Annotated in this window: 20 protein-coding genes; 9 read left to right on the plus strand and 11 right to left on the minus strand. The window is 71.9% G+C overall.

Annotated elements, in window-relative coordinates; genetic code table 11:
* Positions 1 to 41 precede the first annotated feature (41 nt).
* The 4 genes from ABD161_RS06555 to ABD161_RS06570 all read right to left on the minus strand — a co-directional run bounded on the left by ABD161_RS06555 (position 42) and on the right by ABD161_RS06570 (position 5,397).
* Entirely contained in the window at positions 42 to 1,370 is a 1,329-nt protein-coding gene (locus ABD161_RS06555; RefSeq protein WP_344000832.1) for a lipase maturation factor family protein, read from the minus strand.
* A gap of 73 nt (positions 1,371 to 1,443) precedes the next feature.
* A complete protein-coding gene (locus tag ABD161_RS06560; protein WP_344000834.1) occupies positions 1,444 to 3,501 on the minus strand; it encodes an NAD(+) synthase in 2,058 nt (685 codons plus the stop codon).
* Positions 3,502 to 3,548: 47 nt separating this feature from the next.
* Complete coding sequence (locus ABD161_RS06565; protein ID WP_344000836.1) at positions 3,549 to 4,208, minus strand: LuxR C-terminal-related transcriptional regulator; 660 nt, start codon at positions 4,206 to 4,208, stop codon at positions 3,549 to 3,551.
* Complete coding sequence (locus tag ABD161_RS06570; protein WP_344000838.1) at positions 4,201 to 5,397, minus strand: ATP-binding protein; 1,197 nt, start codon at positions 5,395 to 5,397, stop codon at positions 4,201 to 4,203. Before ABD161_RS06570 ends, ABD161_RS06565 begins: the two co-directional genes overlap by 8 nt.
* 104 nt (positions 5,398 to 5,501) lie before the next feature.
* Between ABD161_RS06570 and ABD161_RS06575 the strand changes: the two genes are divergently transcribed.
* The 3 genes from ABD161_RS06575 (at position 5,502) to ABD161_RS06585 (ending at position 10,936) form a co-directional block, all read left to right on the plus strand.
* Complete coding sequence (locus tag ABD161_RS06575; protein WP_344000839.1) at positions 5,502 to 6,995, plus strand: PspC domain-containing protein; 1,494 nt, start codon at positions 5,502 to 5,504, stop codon at positions 6,993 to 6,995.
* Complete coding sequence (locus ABD161_RS06580; protein ID WP_344000840.1) at positions 6,992 to 7,288, plus strand: hypothetical protein; 297 nt, start codon at positions 6,992 to 6,994, stop codon at positions 7,286 to 7,288. The genes ABD161_RS06575 and ABD161_RS06580 overlap by 4 nt, the downstream gene beginning before the upstream one ends.
* Positions 7,289 to 7,387: 99 nt before the next feature.
* Positions 7,388 to 10,936: a TM0106 family RecB-like putative nuclease gene (locus tag ABD161_RS06585; protein WP_344000842.1), complete on the plus strand. Its 3,549-nt coding sequence runs from the start codon at positions 7,388 to 7,390 to the stop codon at positions 10,934 to 10,936.
* A 229-nt stretch (positions 10,937 to 11,165) separates the two neighbouring features.
* Here ABD161_RS06585 and upp read toward each other — a convergent pair whose 3' ends face one another.
* On the minus strand, positions 11,166 to 11,798 hold the full coding sequence (gene upp, locus ABD161_RS06590) for a uracil phosphoribosyltransferase (RefSeq protein ID WP_135114458.1): 633 nt from the start codon (positions 11,796 to 11,798) through the stop codon (positions 11,166 to 11,168).
* A 91-nt stretch (positions 11,799 to 11,889) separates the two neighbouring features.
* On the opposite strand from upp, the gene ABD161_RS06595 reads away from it, so the two are divergent.
* From ABD161_RS06595 to ABD161_RS06610, 4 genes are read left to right on the plus strand one after another with little or no spacing between them, the layout of a single operon-like run.
* Complete coding sequence (locus ABD161_RS06595) at positions 11,890 to 12,351, plus strand: nucleoside deaminase (protein WP_344000844.1); 462 nt, start codon at positions 11,890 to 11,892, stop codon at positions 12,349 to 12,351.
* A gap of 22 nt (positions 12,352 to 12,373) precedes the next feature.
* Positions 12,374 to 12,760 (plus strand): DUF1304 domain-containing protein, encoded by a 387-nt coding sequence (locus ABD161_RS06600; protein WP_135114459.1) that lies wholly within the window; start codon positions 12,374 to 12,376, stop codon positions 12,758 to 12,760.
* Positions 12,757 to 13,368: a DUF4166 domain-containing protein gene (locus ABD161_RS06605; RefSeq protein ID WP_344000847.1), complete on the plus strand. Its 612-nt coding sequence runs from the start codon at positions 12,757 to 12,759 to the stop codon at positions 13,366 to 13,368. Before ABD161_RS06600 ends, ABD161_RS06605 begins: the two co-directional genes overlap by 4 nt.
* Complete coding sequence (locus ABD161_RS06610) at positions 13,365 to 14,330, plus strand: epimerase (protein WP_344000849.1); 966 nt, start codon at positions 13,365 to 13,367, stop codon at positions 14,328 to 14,330. The genes ABD161_RS06605 and ABD161_RS06610 overlap by 4 nt, the downstream gene beginning before the upstream one ends.
* A 99-nt stretch (positions 14,331 to 14,429) precedes the next feature.
* Here the strand turns inward: ABD161_RS06610 and ABD161_RS06615 are convergent, their stop codons facing one another.
* Together ABD161_RS06615 and ABD161_RS06620 are read right to left on the minus strand one after the other, a co-directional pair.
* On the minus strand, positions 14,430 to 14,723 hold the full coding sequence (locus ABD161_RS06615) for a DUF503 domain-containing protein (protein ID WP_344000851.1): 294 nt from the start codon (positions 14,721 to 14,723) through the stop codon (positions 14,430 to 14,432).
* 25 nt (positions 14,724 to 14,748) lie between these two features.
* The gene (locus ABD161_RS06620) at positions 14,749 to 15,720 is read right to left on the minus strand and encodes a cation diffusion facilitator family transporter (protein ID WP_344000853.1); all 972 of its coding nucleotides are present in this window, start codon (positions 15,718 to 15,720) and stop codon (positions 14,749 to 14,751) included.
* A gap of 90 nt (positions 15,721 to 15,810) precedes the next feature.
* Between ABD161_RS06620 and proC the strand changes: the two genes are divergently transcribed.
* The gene (gene proC, locus ABD161_RS06625; protein WP_344000855.1) at positions 15,811 to 16,686 is read left to right on the plus strand and encodes a pyrroline-5-carboxylate reductase; all 876 of its coding nucleotides are present in this window, start codon (positions 15,811 to 15,813) and stop codon (positions 16,684 to 16,686) included.
* 139 nt (positions 16,687 to 16,825) lie between these two features.
* Here proC and ABD161_RS06630 read toward each other — a convergent pair whose 3' ends face one another.
* The 3 genes from ABD161_RS06630 to ABD161_RS06640 form a co-directional block, all read right to left on the minus strand.
* On the minus strand, positions 16,826 to 18,046 hold the full coding sequence (locus ABD161_RS06630) for an FAD-dependent oxidoreductase (RefSeq protein WP_344000857.1): 1,221 nt from the start codon (positions 18,044 to 18,046) through the stop codon (positions 16,826 to 16,828).
* Positions 18,047 to 18,183: 137 nt separating this feature from the next.
* Entirely contained in the window at positions 18,184 to 18,855 is a 672-nt protein-coding gene (locus ABD161_RS06635; protein ID WP_135114467.1) for a potassium channel family protein, read from the minus strand.
* On the minus strand, positions 18,848 to 20,287 hold the full coding sequence (locus tag ABD161_RS06640) for a TrkH family potassium uptake protein (RefSeq protein WP_344000860.1): 1,440 nt from the start codon (positions 20,285 to 20,287) through the stop codon (positions 18,848 to 18,850). Before ABD161_RS06640 ends, ABD161_RS06635 begins: the two co-directional genes overlap by 8 nt.
* Positions 20,288 to 20,381: 94 nt before the next feature.
* On the opposite strand from ABD161_RS06640, the gene ABD161_RS06645 reads away from it, so the two are divergent.
* Entirely contained in the window at positions 20,382 to 20,792 is a 411-nt protein-coding gene (locus tag ABD161_RS06645) for an ArsR/SmtB family transcription factor (RefSeq protein ID WP_344000862.1), read from the plus strand.
* Positions 20,793 to 20,827: 35 nt separating this feature from the next.
* On the opposite strand, the gene ABD161_RS06650 is transcribed toward ABD161_RS06645, so the two are convergent.
* Positions 20,828 to 22,201 carry an amidohydrolase family protein gene (locus tag ABD161_RS06650; RefSeq protein WP_344000864.1) on the minus strand — a complete coding sequence of 458 codons (1,374 nt, stop codon included), beginning with the start codon at positions 22,199 to 22,201 and terminating at the stop codon, positions 20,828 to 20,830.
* Positions 22,202 to 22,217 lie beyond the last annotated feature (16 nt).

The raw sequence follows: 22,217 nt of genomic DNA on the forward strand, positions 1-22,217 counted from the left end.
GAGACCTCGACGCCTACCCGGCCACCGCGACGCTCAGACCGCTACACGCTCAAATGCGATGAGCCATCAACGCGCAACAGCCGCAGCGTCGGGCGATCCGCCTGCAGCAGCTTCACGATCAGCGCGCGGAACCAGTCCTCGAGGCGCCGCCCGAGCGGCAGGAACCACATCAGCCAGTCGAGCCGCAGGTGGTACGGCGCGAACTGGCGCGGGATCCGCCGCTCGTCGCCCGGCTTGCCCTTGAACTCGTACTCCCGCCACTCGGCGCGCGGGGGATCCTCGCTCGTCGTGCCCTGGATGATCCACTCGATCCGCTGCTTCGTCACCGTGCCGAACGCGCCATAGGCGTTGGCGAGGTTCCAGCGGTTGAACGCCGCGTTCATCTGCTGGTTCGACGAGAACAGGTTGCGCACCGCGGGCACGCTCAGCACCACGTACAGCACCGTCACCGCGCCGGTGATGACGAGCCAGTACAGCGGGATGTCCCCGCTCGGGCGCAGGACGCCGGGCGCCGCGACCGCCGCGAACGCCAGCACGATCGTCGACCAGTTCAACCACGCGAAGTTGCCGGTCACCACAAGCCACAGCTGCGACAGGATCACGATCGCCGCCGCCACCGTGCCGATCAGCTGCGGGACCCCATCCGGAATCCAGAGCCCCAGGATCGGCGCGAACAGCAGCCACGGCACGACGAGCTGCGCGAAGTGATTGCCGAGCACCTCGCCCTTGTGCACCCAGCGCGGAAGCAGGTGTGCCTGGCGGCTGAACGGCCCCGGCATCGGCTGCGTCTCGTGGTGGTACGTCAGGGCGGTGAGATCTCGCCACTCGCGCCCGCCGCGCATCTTGATCATCCCGGCGCCGAACTCGAGCCGAAACACGAGCCACCAGAACAGCACGAGGATGTGCACGGTGGGCGGCTGATCGGCGGAACCGAGGAACGCCGCGAGGAACCCCGCCTCGAGCAGCAGCATCTCCCAGCCGAAGCCGTAGAACGTCTGACCGATCGACACGATCGACATGTATCCGCCCCACAGCGCGAGGAAGCACAGCATCGGCACCCACGGCGGGCCGAGCTGTGGCACGCCCGCGACGAGGAGCAGCGAGATCAGGATGCCGCCCACGCAGAGCGCGGCGAGGCGGCGATCCGTGTACCGGATCAGGCGGAACAGCGTGGGGCGGATGAGCTTCGCCGCGTGCGGGGAGGACGACGCCCAGTCCAGCAGTTCGGGTGCGGGGAGGAGACCGCGCTCGCCGAGCAGCACGCGGAACTGATTCAGGCTGGAGAGGAACGCGACGAAGAACAGCGCCGCGATGCCGCGCTGCAGCACCTCACGCGCGAGGGCGAAGTCGGGGGCCGCGAAGCCTTCCATGGCAGAAGGTTAGGGCGGCGTGCGCGAGGGGCGCGCGGGGGTTGACGCGCGGGGTGCGGCGGCGTGGGGCGGGTCAGCCGGCGAACTGGGGGAGGGCCTCGTCAAGCTCGGCGAGCCAGGCGCGGGCGTTGCCGTCCGAGGGCGCGCGCCAGTCTCCGCGCGGCGAGAGCGAACCCGAGGGAGCGACCTTCGGGCCGTTCGGGATCGCCGAGCGCTTGAACTGCGCGAAGCCGAAGAAGCGCTTGAGGAAGACCTTCTCCCACTTCACGATCGTCTCGAGGTCATAGCCGAAGCGCGCATCCCGCGGGAAGCCCGCCGGCCACTCGCCGGCATCCGGGTCTGACCACGCATGCATCGCGAGGAATGCGATCTTCGACGGGCGGTAGCCGAAGCGCAGGATGTGGTGAAGCGAGAAGTCGTGAAGCGCGTACGGGCCGATCGTCGACTCGGTCGACTGCACCTCGCCGTCCTGCCCGGCGGGAACAAGCTCGGGACTGATCTCGGTGTCGAGCACCGACTGCAGCACCTCCGCCTCCCCGGGCGAGACCCCCTGCGCCTCGCCCTCGGCGACGACCCACCGGATCAGGTGCTGCATCAGCGTCTTCGGCACGCCCGAGTTCACGGCGTAGTGGCTCATGTGGTCGCCGACTCCGTACGTCGCCCAGCCGAGCGACAGCTCGGACAGGTCGGACGTGCCGACGACGATGCCACCGTGGTGGTTCGCCAGGCGGAAGAGATAGTCGGTGCGCATCCCCGCCTGCACGTTCTCGAACGTGACGTCGTAGACGGGCTCGCCCCGGCCGAACGGATGTCCCAGCTGCGCGAGCATCTCGGTCGCGGCCGGCCGGATGTCGATGGTCTCGATCGACGCCCCGACCGACTCGGCCAGCCGGATGGCGTTCGACTTCGTGTGGTCGCTGGTCGCGAAGCCGGGCATCGTGTACGCGAGGATGTCGCTGCGCGGTCGGCCCATCCGGTCCATCGCCCGCGCGATCACGAGCAGCGCGTGCGTCGAGTCGAGGCCGCCGCTCACGCCGATCACGGGCTTCGGGTCGCCGATCGCCCGCATGCGCTGCATAAGCCCGGCGACCTGGATGTTGAACGCCTCGTAGCAGTCCTGCGCGAGGCGGGCGGGGTCATCCGGCACGAACGGGAACCGGTCGAGGTGCCGTTTCAGGCCGACGTCGCCGGTCGGCGGGTTCAGCGTGAACGGGATCGTGCGGAACTGCGCGTCCGCGGCCCGGCGGTTGTCGTCGAACGTCCCCTGCCGGATCCGGTCCTGACGCAGGTGGTCGAGGTCGACATCCGCGACCGAGCGGCGCGGCCCATCCGGGAACCGCTCCGTCTCGGCGAGCAGGTTGCCGCCCTCGTAGATCATCGTCTGGCCGTCCCACGACAGGTCGTTGGTCGACTCGCCCATGCCGGCGGCGGCATAGACGTACGCGGCGAGGCAGCGCAGCGACTGCGACTTGCACAGGTCCTTGCGGTCCTCGGCGCGGGCGATCGTGATCGGGCTTCCCGAGAGGTTCAGCAGCACGGTCGCGCCGGCGAGGGCGGCGTGCGCCGACGGCGGGATGGGCACCCAGACGTCCTCGCACACCTCGGCGTGGATCGTCAGCCCTGGGATGTCCGTCGCCTCGAAGAGCAGGTCGGGGCCGAAGGGCACCTCGGCACCGGCAACGGCGATCGTCCCGCGCTGGTCGTCGCCCGGGGCGTACCAGCGGCGCTCGTAGAACTCGCGGTACGTCGGCAGGTACGACTTCGGCGCGACCCCCAGCACGACGCCGCGGTGGATGATCACCGCGCAGTTGTAGATGCGGTTGCGGTGGGCGAGCGGCGCTCCCACGACGAGCACCGGCAGCAGCTCGGCCGACTCGCGCGCGATGCGGGCGATCGCCTCCTGCACCGCGTCGAGCAGCGCATCCTGCATCACGAGGTCGTCGATCGCGTAGCCCGACAGGCACAGCTCGGGGAAGACCGCGACGGCGACGGCGTCGTCGTGGCACTCGCGCGCGCTGTCGAGCACGTGCTGCGCGTTGGTCGCGGGGTCGGCGATGGCCAGCGGGATCGTGCACGCCGCGACGCGGGCGAAGCCGTGGCGGTAGGCGCTGCCGAAGTCGAAGTCGCTCACGCGTCCAGTCTGGCACGCGGGGTCGGCGCCGCGACGGTCGCTCCCGGTCAGAGCAGGCGGCGCGCGCTCGCCCAGGCGGTGAGCTCGTGGCGGGACGACAGCTGAAGCTTCCGCAGCACCGCCGACACGTGCGACTCGACGGTCTTGATCGAGATGAACAGGTCGGTCGCGACCTCCTTGTAGGCGTAGCCGCGGGCGATGAGGCGCATCACCTCCTGCTCGCGCGCCGAGAGGCGGTCGAGCTCGTCATCCGTCGCGGCCGTCTCTCCCGCGGCGGCGCCGAATGCGTCGATCACGAAGCCCGCCAGCCGCGGGGAGAACACCGCGTCGCCGTCGGCGACCGTCCGCACGGCGCGCGACACCTCCGATCCGGATGCGCCCTTCGTGATGTAGCCGCGGGCGCCGGCGCGGATCACGCGGACCACGTCCTCGGCGGCATCCGACACGCTGAGCGCCAGGAAGCGGGTCGCGGGGGACAGGGGTGCCGCGCGGCGGAGCACCGCCTCGCCGCCCGTCGCCTCGTTCTCCGCGCCCGGCATGTGCACGTCGAGCAGCACGACGTCCGGCTGCCACTCGGTGATCACGGCGACGGCCTCGGCGACATCCGCCGCCTCGCCGACCACCTCGATCCCCGGATCAAGGTCGTGGCGCAGGCCGGAGCGGAAGATCGAGTGGTCGTCGACGATCACCACGCGCAGGTCAGCCACGGGCGCCTCCTGCGGGGTAGCGGATGTGCACCTGCGTGCCGGTGCCGCCGGCGCCGGGCGTGACCGTCGCCGATCCGCCGATCCTGCGCAGCCGCCCGATGATCGACTCGCGCACGCCGAGGCGGTCGGCGGGAACCTCCTGCGGGTCGAAACCCGGGCCGCGGACGTAGACGTCGACCGAGCCGGGGGAGCCCTCGATGTAGACCGAGACCTCGCCGCCCGCGTGACGCGCGGCGTTGAGCATCGCCTCGCGCGCCGCTGCGGCCACCTCGCCGCTCGCGCGCTCGGTGGACGTGCCCGCGGAGACGACAGTCATGACGACCTCGTAGTCGAGCTCGAGGGCCGACCCGTAGTCGCGAAGGTCGGTCGCCAGGTCGCTGTCGGCGGGGGTGTCGCCGTCGTACAGCCAGGCGCGCAGCTCGCGCTCCTGTGCGCGGGCGAGGCGGCCGGCCTCGCTCGACGCGCCCGCGCGGTTCTGGATGAGCGCGAGCGTCTGCAGGACGGAGTCGTGGAGGTGCGCGGCCATCTCGGCGCGGTGCTCGTCGCGGATGGACTTCACGCGCGCGGTCTGCAGCTCGCGGAGCCGGGCGACGAGGTTGGGCGTCCAGACCGCTGCCGCGCAGACCATCGCGCCGAGGGAGCTGACGAGCATCATGAACTGGAAGTTGCCGCGTCCGTTGTCGGCCGCGCCGAGGAACAGCGGCACGGCGGCGAGGGCCAGCGCCGTCGCGACGATCCGCACGGCGATGTCGTGCCGCGCGCCACGCGCCGGATCCCGGCGGTCGACGAGGGCCGACCAGATGCCGGCGGCGAGGGCGAGCCCGACGCCCAGGTAGACGGGGATCAGCGTCGCCGGCGGAACCCACGCGGGCCCCATGCCGTTGTGGTAGCGGCCGATCGAGAGGAACAGCAGCAGCGCCGAGGCCCCGAGCAGCAGCGCCGCGACGGGAACCCGCCGCGTGGCGCTCGTGGGCCCCGGCTCGGCGGGCACGAGCGCCCACAGCCAGAGATAGAGGAGGGCGCCGACGCCCCAGACCGCGGTGGTCGCGACGAACAGGGCGCGCACGGTGCCCACGGGCCAGCCGAGATGCCGCGCCACGCCCGTGCTGACACCGGAGAGCACGACGTCGTGCGGCCGCACAAGCGGGACGCCGGATCGCGCGCCCGCCGCACTCGAGAGAACCGTCATGTCCTCATGTAACCATCGCCGTCGCCCGCCGGACGGGGCTTTGGGGGTGCGGTCAGGGATGTCCCTCATGTCGCTGAGGTGGCCGCGGGCCGCACGATTGACTCATGACCCAGAACACCGTTCCCGCCGCGGAGGCCGAGACGCCGCAGCGTCCGCTCGCCGCGCCGTCGGCGCCCGCGGAGGACGCCGAGGGCCGGTTCTTCACCTGGCTGCGCGACCTCGGCCTCGTGCGCCACGGCGGCTGGCTCGGCGGCGTCTGCGCGGCGATCGCCGAGCGGACCGGGATCGATCCGCTGATCGTGCGCGGGATCGTCGTCGCGGTCACCGTGCTCGGCTTCCCCGGCCTGTGGCTGTACGCCCTCGCCTGGGCGCTCCTTCCCGACGCATCCGGCCGGATCCCGCTGCAGATGCGCGCCGGATCCGCTCCCGCGCTGCTCGGCGTCGCCGCCACGTTCGCGGTGGGTCTGCTTGCGCTGTGGCTCGGCAACACCCTGTTCGAGGCGATCCTGTACTCGGGTTCGGACGGCTGGTTCCGCTCGGCGATCGAGGCGGGCCTCTGGCTCGCGGCGCTCGGCGCGATCGCCGCCGTCCTCATCCTCATCTTCCGGCGCAGGCCGGAACATCCGCTCCCCCACCCGGGGGCCGACGGCGCGGTGTCGGGCACAGCCGCCGTCTCGGGCGGGGTGGCCTTCTCTGTCGGGTCAGAGAACCGCGCCACCCCGCCCCCATTCCTTCCCGAGCCGCCGGAGCCGCTCGCCACCGAGCTGGCGACGGAGGCGGACCTCGAGACGTGGCGCCAGCAGCACGCCGCCTGGCGCGAGCAGCACGAGCAGTGGCGCCGGGAGCAGGCGGGCGGCGAGCAGGCAGCCTACGCCGAGGAGCGCGCGCGCCGCGCCGCCGAGCGGGCCGCGTTCCGGGCCGAGGCAGCACGTGTGCGGGCCGAGCGCCGTGCGTCGAAGCCGCGGACGTCGGTGGCATTCGTGGCGATCGCGGCGGGCGCGGCGCTCGTGGCGGCGACGATCGTGTGGCTCACGTTCCAGCCGGAGGCGCCCGAGCGCGCCCTGCCCGCGGCGGTGCTCGGGGCGGCGGCGGTGGCCGGCCTGGCGATGGTCGTCGCGGGGATCCTGCGGCGGCGCAGCGGGTTCCTCGCGGCGGTGGCGGCGGTGCTGCTCGTCATCGGCGGCTCAGGGTCGGTGCCGTACCTCCTCCGCGACCTGATGGCGCCGGATCGGTATGTGCCGATGAGCGCCGGGGACCAGTCGATCTCGCAGCCGTTCGGCACGCTGACGCTCGCGGTCGGAGACGTCTACGACGATCCGGGAACCATCAGCATCGAGAAGGGGACGGGGTCGGTCACGATCCTCGTGTACCCCGGCGTCGACGTCGAGTTCAGGACGACCGGCGATCAGGGATCCGTCATCGTGAACCACTGGAGCGGCAACGGAATGGAACTTCTGCGGGACGAGAGCGTGCGGGCGCGCGACGGGGTCTTCACATGGTCGCACGACGACGAGGACACCACCCGCACCCGGACGATCGTGCTCGATCAGCCGGAGGTCGAGGTCTTCATCGAGCTGCAGCAGGGAGCGGAATCATGAGCGACACCAGGACCCAGCCGGGGATCCGCTGGGCCGGAATCGTCTGGGGCGCCCTGTTCGCGCTCGCCGCGGGGGCGGGCATCCTGATCCTTGCCGTCCCGGATCCGGATGCGGTCGCCGGCTGGATCCGGCCGATCCTGTTCGGTCTGCGGCCCGAGTGGTTCGGTGCGGTCGTGCCGCTCACCATCGGCGCGCTGGTCATCGCGCTCGGCGTGTCCTTCGTCGTGCGACGGGAACGGGGGCGCACGGCGCCTGCCGCGGCCGTCGAGGCGGACGCGGCGCAGGACGCCTGAGCGCCGGCATCGGGCGCGGGGGCGGGATCCGCGCAGCGTCGGCTGAGCGGGGTTGGGCACACGCGCGTCAATGTCAGAACCCCCATCTAGCCTCGGAACGTGAGATACATCGAGTCCGAAGCCCGCGTCGTCTGGAGCGCCAGCGACCTCAAGGCGGCCGCCGAGTGCGAATTCGCGTGGCTGCGGGCGCTCGATGCGAAGCTCGGTCGCATCCCCGCGGTCGAGGAGCCCGAGGACGAGATGCTCGAGCGGGCGGCCCGCCTCGGCGACCGGCACGAGGAGCAGGTGCTCGAGCGGTACCGCGAGGAGTTCGGTTCCCGCGTGGTCGAGATCGCCCGGGCATCCTCGTCCGACGCCGACGCGATGGCCGCCGCGCTGGACGCGACGATGGCCGGGCTGCAGGATCCGGATGCCCGGATCGTCTTCCAGGCGGCCTTCTCGACACACGAGTTCGTCGGATTCGCCGACTTCCTCAAGCGCCAGGACGACGGGCGCTGGCGCGTGCAGGACTCGAAGCTCGCGCGGCGGGCTAAGGTCACCGCGCTCATGCAGCTCGCCGCGTACGTCGATCAGCTCGATCGGCTAGGCATCCCCCGGTCCGACGAGGTCGACCTGCTGCTGGGCGACGGCACCACCTCCACGCACCTCGTCGCCGACCTCATGCCGCTCTTCTTCGTGCGCCGCGCACGACTGCGGGCCCTCATCGCCGACCGCCGCCTCGACCTCGGCGTGGTCGGCGACCCCATCGCGTGGGCCGACCCGCGCGGCGACCTCGGCGTCGTCGCGTGCGGCCGCTGCGCGACGTGCGAGCAGGAGGTCGTCGCCACGCGCGACGTGCTGCTCGTCGCGGGGATGCGTCCCGTCCAGCGCGAGCGGCTCCGGGCCGCGGGCATCCGCACGATCGACGACCTCGCCGCCGCCGAGCACGGGCCCCAGGGGATGAACCCTGACACGTTCGCGGGCCTGCGTACGCAGGCCCGGCTGCAGCTCGCGTCCCCGGCGGGGGTGCCCGATCCGTCCGGCGCGTCCGAGACCGCCGCGCCGCTGTACGAGGTCGTGCTGCCCGAGGCCCTCGCGACGATGCCCCGGCCCGATCTCGGCGACATCTTCTTCGACTTCGAGGGTGACCCGCTCTACACCGAGCCCGGCGCGGGCGCCGACCGGTGGGGGATCGACTACCTGTTCGGCTGGACCGACCTGCAGGAGCAGTACACGCCGCTGTGGGCGCACACGTTCGCCGAGGAGAAGGAGGCGCTCGAGCGCTTCTGCGACTTCGTCGCCGCCCGCCGGGCCGCCCACCCGGGGATGCACATCTACCACTACGCGCCCTACGAGCCGACGCATCTCGCCGCCATGGCCGCGCGCCACGGCGTGCGCGAGGCGGACGTCGACCGGATGCTGCGCGACGAGCTGTTCGTCGACCTGTACCCGATCGTGCGGCGCGCCATGCGGGTCGGCTCCCGGTCGTACTCGATCAAGAAGCTCGAGCCGCTGTACATGGGCGAGGAGGTGCGCACCCAGGACGTCAAACAGGGCGGCGACTCGATCCTCCGCTACGTGGAGGCGCGCGAGCTGCTCGCCGCGGGCGACGAGCAGGCGGCGCGGGTGATCCTCGACGACCTCGCCGACTACAACCGCTACGACTGCGTCTCGACGCGGCGCCTGCGTGACTGGCTCGTCGAGCGCGCGCGCGAGACGCGGATGCTCCCCGCCCGCCCCGATGAGCTCGAGGCCTTCACCTACGAGCCCTCGCCCCTCGCCCTCGCGCTGACCGCGCGGGCCGCCGACGGCGATCCGGATCATCCCGACGCGGTGGCGCTGCGCCTCGGCGCCGCGGCGATCGACTACTACCCGCGCGAACGCAAGAGCTTCTGGCAGGGGCACTTCCAGCGACTGCGCGAGCCGCTGTCGCTGTGGGCGGACACCCGCGACGTGATCGCGATCGACGCCGCGCGTGCAAGGGTGCTCCACGACTGGGACGTGCCCGAGGGCGGCCGCGCGGTGCGCCGCATCGTCGAGCTGCGCGGTGACGTCGCCCCCGGCACTCGCCTGAAGGAGGGGGCTCAGCCGTTCGTGCTCTACGGCCGACCGGCGCCGTTCCAGGCGGACGCCTCCTCGCGGTGGATCCACGTGGCCCGCAGCGTCGAGGTCGTCGCCGAGCTCGACGACGGCGTCGTCGTGTCCGAGACCTCGATCGGCGGCATGACGTGGGATGCGCTTCCGCTGGCCGTCACCCCCGCCGCGCCGCCGCAGGCGGGAAACCAGCAGAAGTCGATCGACGCCTGGGCCGAGGCGCTGCTCGCGAGCGGCGGCTTCCCCGCCGACCCCGCAACCGACATCCTGCGGCGGCAGCCGCCCCGCACCCGCAGCGGCGCGCTGCCGACGCCGGAGGGTGACGACGTCGCCGCGATCGTCGCGGCCGTCCGCGACCTCGACCGCAGCTACCTCGCCGTGCAGGGCCCTCCCGGCACGGGAAAGACCTACGTCGGCTCGCACGTCATCGCGAAGCTGGTGGCGGAGCACGGCTTCAAGGTCGGCGTCGTCGCGCAGTCGCACGCGGTCGTCGAGAACATGCTCGACCGCGTCGTCGGCGCCGGGGTTCCCGCCTCGCTTGTCGGCAAGGCGCTGAAGTCGGGCGCCGCGGGCGCCGAGCCGTCCTTCACGGTGATCCAGAAGAACGGCGTCCCCGGCTTCGCGGCCGAGCGTCCCGGCGGGTACGTCATCGGCGGCACCGCGTGGGACTTCGCCCATGAGGCGCGGGTGCCCCGGGGCAGCCTCGACCTCCTCGTGATCGACGAAGCCGGCCAGTTCTCGCTCGCCTCGACGATCGCCGTCTCGCTCGCCGCCACCCGACTGCTGCTGCTCGGCGATCCGCAGCAGCTGCCGCAGGTGAGCCAGGGCACCCATCCCGAGCCGGTCGACACCTCGGCGCTCGGCTGGGTGATGGACGGCGAGCAGGTCATCCCCGCCACGCACGGCTACTTCCTCGCGCGTTCGTGGCGCATGCACCCTGCCGTGTCCGCCGCGGTGTCGGGCCTCTCGTATGCCGGCAGGCTCGCGTCGCATGAGCCCGCGGCGCTGCGGGCGATCGAGGGCGTCGAGCCCGGCCTGCACGTCCTGCCCATCCGGCACCACGGCAACGCGACCGAGTCGCCCGAGGAGGCGGCGGAGGTCGTCCGGATCGTGCGCGAGGTCGTCGGTCGGGCGTTCACCGACATCACAATCGGCGACGGTGGCACCGCGTCCCCGTGCCCGCCGCGCGCGCTCACCCCGGCCGATGTGATCGTCGTCGCGCCCTACAACGCGCAGGTGCAGTGCGTCGAGCAGGCCCTCGCCGAGGCGGGCTTCGGCGACGTGCGGGTCGGCACCGTCGACCGGTTCCAGGGTCAGGAGGCGGCCGTGTCGATCGTCACGCTTGCGGCCTCGAGCGGCCGGGACGCGCCCCGCGGATCCGACTTCCTGCTGCTGCAGAACCGGCTCAACGTGGCCGTGTCGCGCGCGATGGTCGCGGCGTACCTGATCCACTCGCCGGCGCTGCTCGACGACCTGCCCCGGCACGCCGACGGCGTCGCCCGGATGAGCGCGTTCGCGCGGCTCGTCGGCGCCGACGTGGCCGAGCAGGCCGCCGTGGGGGCGCCGGTCACCTGAACCTCGGTCATCCACCGTCCGGGTACCTGCCCTGCCTGATCCAGAGCTCGCACCGGCGCGGCGCGCATGCGCGAGCCGCGACGCACGCCTGACGCGCGGGATCCGGTGCGGATCGGCCCCTTCGGTCCGGGGGAGGGGCCGGACGACACCGGAACTCCAGGGGAGCTCGCGGGCGTCTCGACTCGGTCGCTCCGCTCCCTCGCTCAACGAGCAAGGGAGGGGAAGCGGATCAGACGGTGCCGTAGAGGCGGTCGCCGGCGTCGCCGAGACCGGGCACGATGTAGCCCTTCTCGTTCAGGCGCTCGTCAAGCGCGCCGAGCACGAGCGTGACGTCGCGGCCGTTCACCTGCTTCTGGATCGCATTGACGCCCTCGGGCGAACCGAGCAGGCACACGGCCGTGACGTCCTGCGCTCCGCGCTTGAAGAGGAACTCGATCGCCGCGCCGAGCGATCCGCCGGTGGCGAGCATCGGGTCGAGCACGAAGCACTGGCGGTCGCTGAGGTCGTCGGGAAGGCGCTCGGCGTAGGTGACCGGCTCGAACGTCACCTCATCGCGGGCCATGCCGAGGAAGCCGACCTCCGCGGTGGGGATGAGCTTGACCATTCCCTCGAGCATGCCGAGGCCCGCACGCAGGATGGGAACCACGAGCGGCTTGGGGTCGCCGATCTTCACGCCCGTCGTGGTGGTGACCGGCGTCTCGATCTCGAACGGCTCGACCCGCACGTTGCGCGTCGCCTCGTACGCGAGGAGCGTCATGAGCTCCTCGGTGAGCTGACGGAACACCGGCGACGGGGTGTTCTTGTCGCGCAGCACGGTGAGCTTGTGCGTGATGAGCGGGTGGTCGGCGACGTGCAGGCGCATGGGTCAAGGCTAGCGGCGACGATCGCCGCGGACTCAAGGCAAACCGTAGGCTGCGCTCCGGGCGCGGCCGCCGGATAACTAGGCTCGGGGCATGGTCCCGAGCGAGCGCGACGACGCGGCGATGCGGCGCGCGCTCGCGCTCGGCGCCGAGGCCGCGCGGGAGGGCGAGGTGCCCGTCGGCGCGCTCGTCCTCGACCCGGCGGGCGGGGTGATCGGCACCGGCCGCAACCGGCGCGAGCTCGACCACGATCCCTCCGCTCATGCGGAGGTCGTCGCGATGCGCCAGGCCGCCCGGGAGCTCGGGTCCTGGAACCTCGAGGGCTGCACGCTCGTCGTCACGCTCGAGCCGTGCCTGATGTGCGCGGGCACGCTGCTGCAGGCGCACATCTCGCGTGTGGTGTTCGGGGCGTGGGACGACAAGGCGGGGGCCGCCGGATCGGTGTACGACGTCGTGCGCGATCGTCGCCTTCCCTCGCGTGCCGAGGTCGTCGGCGGCGTGCGGGAAGCCGAGGTGCAGGCGCAGCTGCGGGAGTTCTTCGCCGCCCGGCGGTGACATCCGGCGATAGCGTGAGCGCATGCTCATCGCCGCCGTCGTGCTCGCGGGCCTCGCCGCGCTCGTCCACGTCTACATCTTCGTGCTCGAGACCCTGCGCTGGGAGGCGCCGCGCACGCGGCAGATCTTCGGCACGAGCGAGCAGGATGCCCGCATCACGCGGCCGCTCGCGGCGAACCAGGGCGTCTACAACCTGATGCTCGCGATCGTCACGGCCGTCGGCATCGCACTCGTCTTCGCTGTCCCCGCGGCCGGCATCGCGCTGATCCTCGCCGGCACCGGATCGATGCTCGGCGCCGCGCTCTACCTCGCCGCCTCCGACCGCACGAAGCTCCGGGCGGCGACCACGCAGGGTGTGTTCCCGCTGATCGCGGTGGTGCTCACGCTGGTCGCACTCGTCGTCGGATGAGTCGGATCTCGCCCTACGAACGCGCGCTCGGCGAGCGGATCGACGAGCTGCATCCGACGCTGCGGCGCTACTTCTCCTCGGTGCCGGAGGGCCACGTCGGCCGCGGCGAGGGGGTGTTCGACGCTACCGGAGCACCGCGCCCGTGGACGCGGCCGCTGCTCGCCCTGCTTCAGCCCTTCGGCGCGGTCTACGGCGGGTGGGGCCGGGACGTCCCGTTCCGGATCACGAACCGTCTCGAGGGCGGCAGGGCCGTCAGCGAGCGGCGCTTCGGGTTCCCGCGCGGCGAGTGGACGATGCGCGACAGCGTGGGGCTGAACGCGCACGGGCGCCTCGTCGACGAGGTCGGCGCCCCGATCGGCGTCGTCGCGAGCTTCGACCTCGACGTGCGAGACGGCGGCCTCCGCCTCACTAGCCGGGCTGTCGGCATCCGGATCGGACGAGTGCGGATGCGCCTGCCGAGGGCCGTCTCGCCCGTCGTGACCGTGAATGAGAGCGTCGACGTGCCTTCGGGCCGGCAGCGCATCCGGTTGACGGTGGACGCGCCGCTCATCGGTCGGATCTACCAGTACGGCGGCTCGTTCGCCTACCGCATCGAGGAGGAATCATGACCGGCGGACGTGTGGTGATCGGCGGGGCGTCCGGCTTCATGGGCACCTATCTCGCGCGGCGATACCGCGCGGCCGGGCGCGAGGTCGTGACGATCTCGCGGTCGGGAGCCGACGTCACCTGGGACGACGAGAAGGGGATCGTCGCGGCCGTCGACGGCGCCGCGCTCGTGATCGGCCTCGCCGGCAAGAGCGTGAACTGCCGGTACACCCCCGAGAACCGGGCCGAGATCTTCCGCTCGCGCGAGGTGACCACCGCGGCCCTCAGCCGCGCGATCGCCAGAGCCGAGACGCCTCCGTCGCTGTGGGTCAACTCGTCGACCGCCACGATCTACCGCCATGCCGAGGACCGCCCGATGACGGAGCGCGGCGGCGAGCTCGGCACCGGATTCTCTGTCGAGGTGGCGAAGGCGTGGGAGCGTGCCCTGTTCGCCGACGACCTGCCGGGAACGCGCCGCGTCGCGCTCCGCAGCGCCATCGTGCTCGGCGACGGCGGGGTGTTCGGCACCCTGCGCCGGCTCGCCAGGCTCGGCCTCGGCGGACCGCAGTACGACGGCTGGTGGCCGGTCAGCCGCGCACGCCGCGCGGCCGGCACGGCTCACTACCCGGGTGCGCGTCGGGGTCGGCAGCGGTTCAGCTGGGTGCACATCGAGGACGTCGCCCGCATCATCGACTTCCTCGAGGAGCATCCGGAGCTCGAGGGCCCCGTCAACGCGTCGGCGCCGAACCCCGTCGACAACGTCGCGTTCATGGCCGCGGTGCGCCGGGCCGTCGGCGCACGCGTCGCCTTCCCGATGCCTCGATGGATGCTCGAGATCGGCGCGATCCTCATCCGCACCGAGACCGAGCTTGTACTCAAGAGCCGCTGGGTCGTTCCCGAGCGGCTCGAGGCCGCGGGGTTCGCGTTCGCGTGGCCCGAGCTGGGCGGGGCGCTGGCGGACATCGCGCGCCGTCGCGCGGGCTGAACCCGCCCGCGCACAGGCCGGCGGGCCGGGATGCAGGCTCGTGCGCCCCGGTGGGCGACTCGCGTCACATCCGGCCTGTCGGCGGGCGGCCGCTGAGGCTCAGTCGTCGCTCGACGCCAGCCCCTGGCGGGCCGACAGCAGCGTGATCTCGGGGCGCTCGGCCATGAGCCGGTCGGCGCGGTCGAGCACATCCCGCACGTGGCCGGGATCGGCCGCGACGACCGAGACGCCGATGCGGGCGCGGCGGTGACGGTCGTGGTCGCCGACCTCCGCGGCCGAGGCCTCGGTGCGAAGGCTCAGCTCGGCGAGGATCGGCCGGATCACCGACCGCTTCTCCTTGAGGGAGTGGACGTCGCCGAGCAGCAGGTCGAACTCGATCCATCCGATCCACATGATCAGGCCGGCCGGTAGGGAGACGTCAGTCGGAGGACTTCAGGATGACCGACTCGGTCGGCAGGTTCTCTGCGTCGGCCGGGCGGAAGACAACCGGCTCGAGGTAGATGACGCGGGCGATCGGCACCGCCTCGCGGATCCGCTTCTCGACCACGTTGATGTCGGAGGCGACGTCGGCGAGCAGCTTGTCCTTCGGCACGCCGACCTTCGCGGCCACGAGCAGTTCCTCGGGGCCGACGTAGAGCGTCTTGATGTGGATGAGCTTGTCGACCTCCGGGCCCTTCTCGATCGCGTGGACGATCTTGTCGAAGTCGGCCATCGTCGCGCCTTCGCCCACAAGCAGGCTCTTCGTCTCGATGCCGAGGACGATCGCCACGATGATCAGCAGCGCGCCGATCATGAGGGTGCCGAGCGCGTCGAAGAACGAGTTGCCCGTGATGATCGTCATGCCCACACCGAACAGGGCGAAGACGAGACCGAGCAGAGCGGCGAGGTCCTCGAGCAGCACGACGGGCAGCTCGGGCGCCTTCGAGTGGCGGATGAACGACACCCACGACTGGCCCTTCGCCCGCACGAGGTTGCTCTCCTTGACGGCGGTGCGCAGCGAGAAAGACTCGAGGGCGATCGCGACGACGAGGATCGCGACGGGCAGGTACTGCCACTCCGGGCTGAGGGCGTGCGGGTGGGTCAGCTTCTCGACGCCCTCGTAGATCGAGAACAGGCCGCCGACCGAGAACAGGATGATCGACACCACGAAGGCGTACACGTAGCGCTCGCGGCCGTAGCCGAACGGGTGCTCGCGGTCGGCCGCGCGCCTCGCCTTGCGGCCGCCGAGCATCAGCAGCAGCTGGTTGCCGGAGTCGGCGACCGAGTGGATCGCCTCCGCGAGCATCGAGGCAGAGCCCGAGAGGGCCCATCCGATGAACTTCGCGATCGCGATGCCCAAGTTCGCCAGGAACGCCGCGAGGATCGCCTTGCCGCCGCCATGTCCGCTCATGGCACCACTCTATTGAACCGACCCGAGGCGGCGGAGACGGATCGCCCGTCCGTCCGGACCTGCCTGACCGCCGAGGAATAAGCTCGGAGCATGGTCGACACGCTGCCCTCGCTCGCGTTCCTCGGTGCCGGTTCGATGGGCGGCGCGATCCTGCGCGGCGTGGTCGCGAGCGGCATCCCGGTCGACGGGGGGATCCTCGCGACGAACCGCACGGCGCAGAAGGCCGCCGAGCTCGCCTCTCTCGCGGGCGTGCAGAGCATCGCGCTCGAGGACGAGCCGGAGGGGAATGCCCGCGCGGCGGCCGAGGCACAGGTCGTGCTGGTGGGGGTGAAGCCCGCCATGGTGCCCGACCTGCTGCGCGAGATCGCCCCGCACCTGCGCGAGGACGCGATCGTGATCAGCCTCGCCGCCGGCGTCACCCTGCGCACCTTCACCTCGATCCTCGGCTCGGGAGTCACCGTGCTGCGGTCGATGCCGAACACGCCGTCCCTTGTTGGCAAGGGGGTCACGGGCCTCGCCGCCGGCGAGGGCGCCTCGACCGAGGCGATCGGGATCGCGCGGCGCCTGTTCGAGACCGTCGGCACGGTGATCGAGGTGCCCGAGAACCGGATCGACGCGCTGTCGACGATCTCCGGATCGGGCCCCGCCTACGTGTACCTGCTGATCGAGGAGCTGACGCGCGCGGCGGTCGACCGCGGCTTCGACGAGGCCGACTCCCGCACCATGGCGGAGGGGACGTTCATCGGCGCCACCGCGCTGCTGGAGGCGTCGGGCGAGGAGCCCGCCGAGCTGCGCCGCAGGGTCACGAGCCCCAAGGGCACGACCGAGCGCGCCATCGCGGTGCTCGAGCGCGCGGATCTCGGCGGCATCTTCCGCGAGGCGACGGCCGCGGCCCTCGCCCGTGCCAAGGAGCTCGCGGGGGAGTTGGCGCCGGTCACCGACGCCATTCCGCAGAGCGGGAAGTAGGTTCGGCGCCGGTCTCTTCGGCTCGCTGGCGCTCGCTCAGCAACCGGGGCGGCGGGTCGCTTCGGCTCGCTCCGCTCGCTCAGCAACCGGGGGGCGGGTCGCTTCGGCTCGCTCCGCTCGCTCAGCAACCGGGGCGGGGTCAGGGGAGGCGGACGTGCTCTGGGCGCAGACCGAGCCCGATCAGGCGGCCGAGCGCGTGCCGCAGCAACGGCGTCCGACGCAGGATGCGCAGCGCGAGCGGCAGTCCGCCGCGCGATCCGAGCCCCTTGTCGCTGCCGAAGAGCATCGGCCGCTGCATCCCGCTCTGCACGCGCTGCACGACGGCGGCGGGAAACGCGCGCCGGCGCTGCACGCGGGCGAGGGCGGCGGGAGTCGGGCGGCCGTGCCGCAGCAGGGGAGCGAGCAGGTTCGCCGTGGCGATCGCATCCTGGATCGCGAGGTTCACGCCCACGCCGCCGGCGGGTGACATCGCGTGCGCGGCGTCGCCGATGCACAGCAGCCCGTCGCGGTACCACCGGCGCAGGCGCTCGATCCGCACCGTCAGCAGCTTGACGTCGTCGAGGGTGAGCGCGGCCATCCGCTCGGCGAGCGTCGGCGTCAGCCGGGCCACCCGCTCGCGCATCCGGTCGAGGGCGTCGGGGGTCGGATCCCACGTGCCCGCCCGGATGATGTGGGCGACCTGGAAGAAGTCGCCGCGGTCGATCACAACGAGCGCGCCGTCGCCGGCGTGGAACAGCGGCAGCCGCTCGTCCCCGATCCGCGGCAGCCGGAACCACAGCACATCCATCGCGTTGCGGGTGCGCCGCGGCACGAGCCCGGCGGCCCGGCGCACGTCGGAGTCGCGGCCGTCGCAGCCGACGACCAGCCGGGCACGCACCTCGACCGGGCCGTCCGGGCCCTCGGCCTGCACGCCGGCGACGCGCTCGCCGTCGTGGATCAGCCCGGTCACGCGCGTGCGGCGCAGCAGCCGGTGCCGCGGCTCGCGGGCAGACGCGCTCGCGAGGAGATCGAGGAAGTGGTGCTGGGGCATAAACGCGATCGCGTGGCGCCGGGTGGGAAGGCGCGAGAAGTCGGCGAGCACCACATCCTGCCCGCGGTAGCGAAGCCCGACCTGGCTCATGTCCGCGTGCGGAAGACGCAGGAACTCGTCGAGCAGGCCGAGCTCGGCGAGCGAGTCCTGGGTGGACGGGTGGATCGTGTCACCGCGGAAGTCGCGCAGGAAGTCGGCATGCTTCTCGAGCACGATCGTGTCCACGCCGGCGCGGGCGAGCAGCAGCCCGAGCATGAGCCCGGCCGGGCCGCCGCCCGCGATGACGCAGTCGACGGTGAGGCGATACGGTCGCACAGTGGTGTCGTCCATGCCTGTCACGATGCCCGCTGACGGTGTTCGCCCGCTACGTGCTGCGGCTGCCGGCCATGACGGCGCTCACCCGCGCCCAGCTGACCGAGCTGATGCGCGGCATGCTTCCGCGCCAGCGCCCCTGACGCCGCGGGGCCTCAGCGGTCGAGGGCGGCGAAGCGCTCGACGTCGACGTTCGTGCCCGACACGATGATCAGGTCGTGGTTCGTGACGACCGTGTTCGCCTCGGCGTAGCGGAAGGGCTTGCCGGGGCTCTTGATGCCCACGACCGTGACGTTGTACTTCGTGCGCACGCCCGACTCGTTGAGCCCGACGCCGCGCACGAACTTCGGCGGGTACATCTTCGCCAGCACGAAGTCGTCGTCGAACCGGATGAAGTCGAGCATGCGGCCGCTCACGAGGTGGGCGACGCGCTCGCCGGCCTCGCGCTCGGGGTAGATCACGTGGTTGGCGCCGACGCGGGCGAGGATCTTGCCGTGCGACTGCGACACCGCCTTCGCCCAGATCTGCGGCACCTTCAGGTCGACCAGGTTCGCGGTGATCAGCACCGAGGCCTCGATGCTGGACCCGACCGCGACCACGGCGACCTGGAAGTCCTGCGCGCCGATCTGCTTGAGCGCCTCGATGTTGCGCGCGTCCGCCTGCACCGTGTGGGTGACGCGCTCGGACCACTTCTGCACGAGGCCGAGGTCCTCGTCGATCGCCAGGACGTCGCGCTCGAGACGGTCGAGCTCGCCGGCGCACGCGGCGCCGAAGCGGCCGAGTCCGATCACGAGGACGGGAGCGTCGCTGCGGATCTGCTCAACCAACGATCGGCCTTTCGACGGGCAGCGAGTAGAGCTGCGAGCGGGAGGACGCCGCGACGGCGGCGGCCAGCGTCACTGTACCAACGCGGCCCATGAAGATCGTCACGGCCATGACGTACACCGCGGGGTCGGGGAGGTCTTCGGTGAGGCCGGTCGACAGGCCCACCGTCGCGAACCCGGAGATCACGTCGAACAGCACCTTGTCGACGGGGGCGAGGGTGATCTGCGCGATCACGATCGTCGCCAGGGCCACGATCGTCGCGCCCCAGGCGAGGACCGCGACCGAGACGCGCTGCACGTCGCTCGGGATGCGGCGGCCGAACGCCTCGACGCTCGCGCGGCCGCGGGCCTCCGACCACACGGCGAGCGCCAGGACCGCGAGGGTCGTGACCTTGATACCGCCGGCGGTCGACGCCGATCCGCCGCCGACGAACATGAGCATCGAGCCGACAAGAAGCGACGATCCGTTGAGCTCGCCGATGTCGACCACCGAGAACCCGCCGGAGCGGGTCATCGCCGACAGGAAGAAGGCCTGGAACGTCGTGTCCCAGGCGTCGCGCGTGCCGAACGTGCCGGGATTGAGGTATTCGAGGGCGAGGAAGGCGCCCGCGCCGAGGAAGAACAGGATGACCGTGGTGATCAGCGTGAGCTTCACGTGCAGGTTCCAGCGCCGCGGGGTGAGCAGCTGCTTGGAGAGCGCGTAGATCACGGGGAAGCCGATGCTGCCGAGGAACACGCTCGCCATCAGCACCGTGAGGAAGTAGTAGTCGTACTGGAACGCGTCGAGCCCGCCGGGGTTGAACGAGAACCCCGTGTTGGTGAAGGACATCACGGCGTAGAGCGGGGCAAGCCACAGCGACTCGAGCCAGCTGTGTCCCGCGATCACGATCGAGGGATACAGCAGGATCGCGACGGCCGCCTCGATGACCACCGTCGACAGCGCCACGATGCGCAGCAGCTGGCCGATCTCGCCGAGGCGCACGGTCTGCGACTCGTTGACCGGGCCGCCGTGCGAGCGCAGCGGGTTCGTGTCGCCGGCCGCGATCAGCTTCGCGCGCAGGCCGAGCCGGCGCGAGACCACGAGCCCCAGCACCGACGCGAGCGTCAGCGCGCCGAGGCCGCCGATGTTCGCGGCGAGGAAGATCAGCGCCTCCCCGAAGAACGACCAGTGGGTCGACATGTCGACGGTCGCCAGGCCCGTGACGCACACCGCCGACACCGCCGTGAACAGCGCGTCGGCGATCGGCGTGACCGTGCGATCCGCCGACGCGATCGGCAGCGACAGCAGCGCCGTGAAGATCAGGATCAGGGAGATGAAGACGAGGATCGCGAACCGGGCGGGCGACGAGGTCGTGAGGTCGCGGAAGAAGTCGCCCAGGGCGTCGCCGATGCGGTTCCATGCCGCGCGGGGCACGGACGACGCGGTCGGCGTCATCGCTCCCCCTTCTGCGATCCGAGATACGTCGCGACGGGCATGAACCCGGGCCCGTGACATGGTACTCCGCCGGGCGCCCGGCTACCCTGTCCCCATGGCGGACATCTTCGACGTGATCGCGGACGGCACGAGACGCGAGATCCTGCAGCTGCTGTTGCGGCGGGCGTCGGAGGCCGACACCGGAACGAGCGTCTCGCAGATCGTCGCCGCGCTCGGCGTGAGTCAGCCGACGGTCTCGAAGCACCTCAAGGTGCTGCGCGAGGCCGGCCTCGTCTCGGTGCGCGAGGAGGGCCAGCACCGCTATTACAGCCTGTCGCCCGAGCCGCTCGAGCAGGTCGACGACTGGCTCGTGCCGTTCTTCGTCGCCGAGGGCGACTTCGAGGAGATCGCCGAGCTCGGCGCGAGCCTGCCGGAGCCGGCCGCGCGCGCCGCGGATGCCGTGGGGCGCGCCGCCGCGTCCGCGAAGAACGTCGTGCAGTCGGCCCTCAAGCGCCTCGGGGCATAGACGCCGCGCGGCGTATGCCCGGCCGGTCTTCGGCGTCAGGCGATGTGCTCGGCGAGCACCCGCTGTCGCACGCGGGCGCGGGCTCGGATCCCGGCGACGTCGACGGTCGTGACCTCTCCGTTGGCCACCACCTGGGTGCCCTCGACGAACACGTCCGTCACATCGCGACCGCTCGCGCACTCGTAGAGGAACGCCTCCTCCGAGTCATAGCCCGCCGCGTCCGGGCTCTCCATCCCGATGACCACGAGGTCGGCGCGCTTGCCGATCTCGATGGAGCCGATGACGTCACCCAGGCCCATGCTGCGGGCGCCGCCCGCGATCGCCATCTCCAGGGGCTCGCGCGGATCGATCTCGTTGCGGTTGTGACGGTGCACGCCCTCGACCAGCTGCTGGCCGACGCGGGCGATCATCGCGACACGGAACAGGTCGAGCGTGCCGAGGGAGGCGACGCCGTCCGTGCCCAGGCCGATGTCGACGCCGCGCCTCCACATCCGCACGGCTGGGGCGGGCCCGATGCCGAAGTTGCCCTTGGCGCAGTGCGCCGCCGAGACCCCGTGCTGCGCGTATCGCGTGATGTCCTCGTCACCGACCAGGACGGAGTGCGCGCCGTGGAGCGTGTCGGTGAAGGCCCCGATCTCCTGCAGGTACTCGACGGGCCGCCGCCCGAACCTCTCCAGCGCGTAATCGATCTCGTAGGTTCCCTCCACCAGGTGAGTGTGCACCTTCACGCCACGGCTGCGCGCCTCGCGGTGCACGTCGACCACCAGTTCGGGCGAGCAGGTGATGATCTGCCGCAGCGACATGCCGCCTGTGACCCGCACGGAGCCGTCCGCGGCGGATGGAAGCGCCTCGGCGACCTCGATGTTGCGACGCAGCGCCTCCTCCGTCGTGGTGCGCATCGATCCGACGATCCGGTCGCCGCCGTCCATGGTGCTCTGCGAGACCGAGCCGCGGATCCCCGCGGCCCAGGCGGCGCGGGCCATGGCCTCGGGGTGCGGCCCGCCCGCTTCGAAGAAGGCCGTGGTCCCGCTGGCCAGCATGGTGGAGTAGGCGAGCAGCCCAGAGAGCTCCACGTCCTCCTCGCTCAGATGCGCTTCGAAGGGCACGAGGTACTCGCGCCACGTCGGCACACGCAGGTCGCCCCGCCGACGCAGATCGGTCAGCAGGCCCCGCATCATCGTCTGCGCGGTGTGCAGATGCGCGTCGACCAGGCCGGGGATCAGGATGCGCCCCCCGAGGTTCCGGCGGGCGGCCGGAGCGACGCGCCCGCGCACCTCGTCGGTGGGACCGATGTCGACGATGGCGCCGGACGAGATCGCGACGGCTCCGTCGGAGAACACGGTGCGCTGAGCATCGAACGCGACGACGTACGCGTGCTCGAGGAGGAGGTCGACCGGACGGGGGTTCATGGTGCTCCTGAGATGG

This window comes from Microbacterium paludicola (genome assembly GCF_039529675.1).
Lineage (GTDB): Bacteria > Actinomycetota > Actinomycetes > Actinomycetales > Microbacteriaceae > Microbacterium > Microbacterium paludicola.

Bases quoted from the DNA above. Each gene is read 5' to 3' on its own strand.
- ABD161_RS06630 (WP_344000857.1), bottom strand. From the start codon at position 18,046: ATGGACGACACCACTGTGCGACCGTATCGCCTCACCGTCGACTGCGTC.
- upp (WP_135114458.1), bottom strand. From the start codon at position 11,798: ATGCGCCTGCACGTCGCCGACCACCCGCTCATCACGCACAAGCTCACC.
- ABD161_RS06595 (WP_344000844.1), top strand. From the start codon at position 11,890: ATGGTCCCGAGCGAGCGCGACGACGCGGCGATGCGGCGCGCGCTCGCG.
- ABD161_RS06615 (WP_344000851.1), bottom strand. From the start codon at position 14,723: ATGTGGATCGGATGGATCGAGTTCGACCTGCTGCTCGGCGACGTCCAC.
- ABD161_RS06650 (WP_344000864.1), bottom strand. From the start codon at position 22,201: ATGAACCCCCGTCCGGTCGACCTCCTCCTCGAGCACGCGTACGTCGTC.
- ABD161_RS06580 (WP_344000840.1), top strand. From the start codon at position 6,992: ATGAGCGACACCAGGACCCAGCCGGGGATCCGCTGGGCCGGAATCGTC.
- ABD161_RS06620 (WP_344000853.1), bottom strand. From the start codon at position 15,720: ATGAGCGGACATGGCGGCGGCAAGGCGATCCTCGCGGCGTTCCTGGCG.
- ABD161_RS06640 (WP_344000860.1), bottom strand. From the start codon at position 20,287: ATGACGCCGACCGCGTCGTCCGTGCCCCGCGCGGCATGGAACCGCATC.
- proC (WP_344000855.1), top strand. From the start codon at position 15,811: ATGGTCGACACGCTGCCCTCGCTCGCGTTCCTCGGTGCCGGTTCGATG.
- ABD161_RS06610 (WP_344000849.1), top strand. From the start codon at position 13,365: ATGACCGGCGGACGTGTGGTGATCGGCGGGGCGTCCGGCTTCATGGGC.
- ABD161_RS06645 (WP_344000862.1), top strand. From the start codon at position 20,382: ATGGCGGACATCTTCGACGTGATCGCGGACGGCACGAGACGCGAGATC.
- ABD161_RS06570 (WP_344000838.1), bottom strand. From the start codon at position 5,397: ATGACGGTTCTCTCGAGTGCGGCGGGCGCGCGATCCGGCGTCCCGCTT.
- ABD161_RS06605 (WP_344000847.1), top strand. From the start codon at position 12,757: ATGAGTCGGATCTCGCCCTACGAACGCGCGCTCGGCGAGCGGATCGAC.
- ABD161_RS06555 (WP_344000832.1), bottom strand. From the start codon at position 1,370: ATGGAAGGCTTCGCGGCCCCCGACTTCGCCCTCGCGCGTGAGGTGCTG.
- ABD161_RS06575 (WP_344000839.1), top strand. From the start codon at position 5,502: ATGACCCAGAACACCGTTCCCGCCGCGGAGGCCGAGACGCCGCAGCGT.
- ABD161_RS06600 (WP_135114459.1), top strand. From the start codon at position 12,374: ATGCTCATCGCCGCCGTCGTGCTCGCGGGCCTCGCCGCGCTCGTCCAC.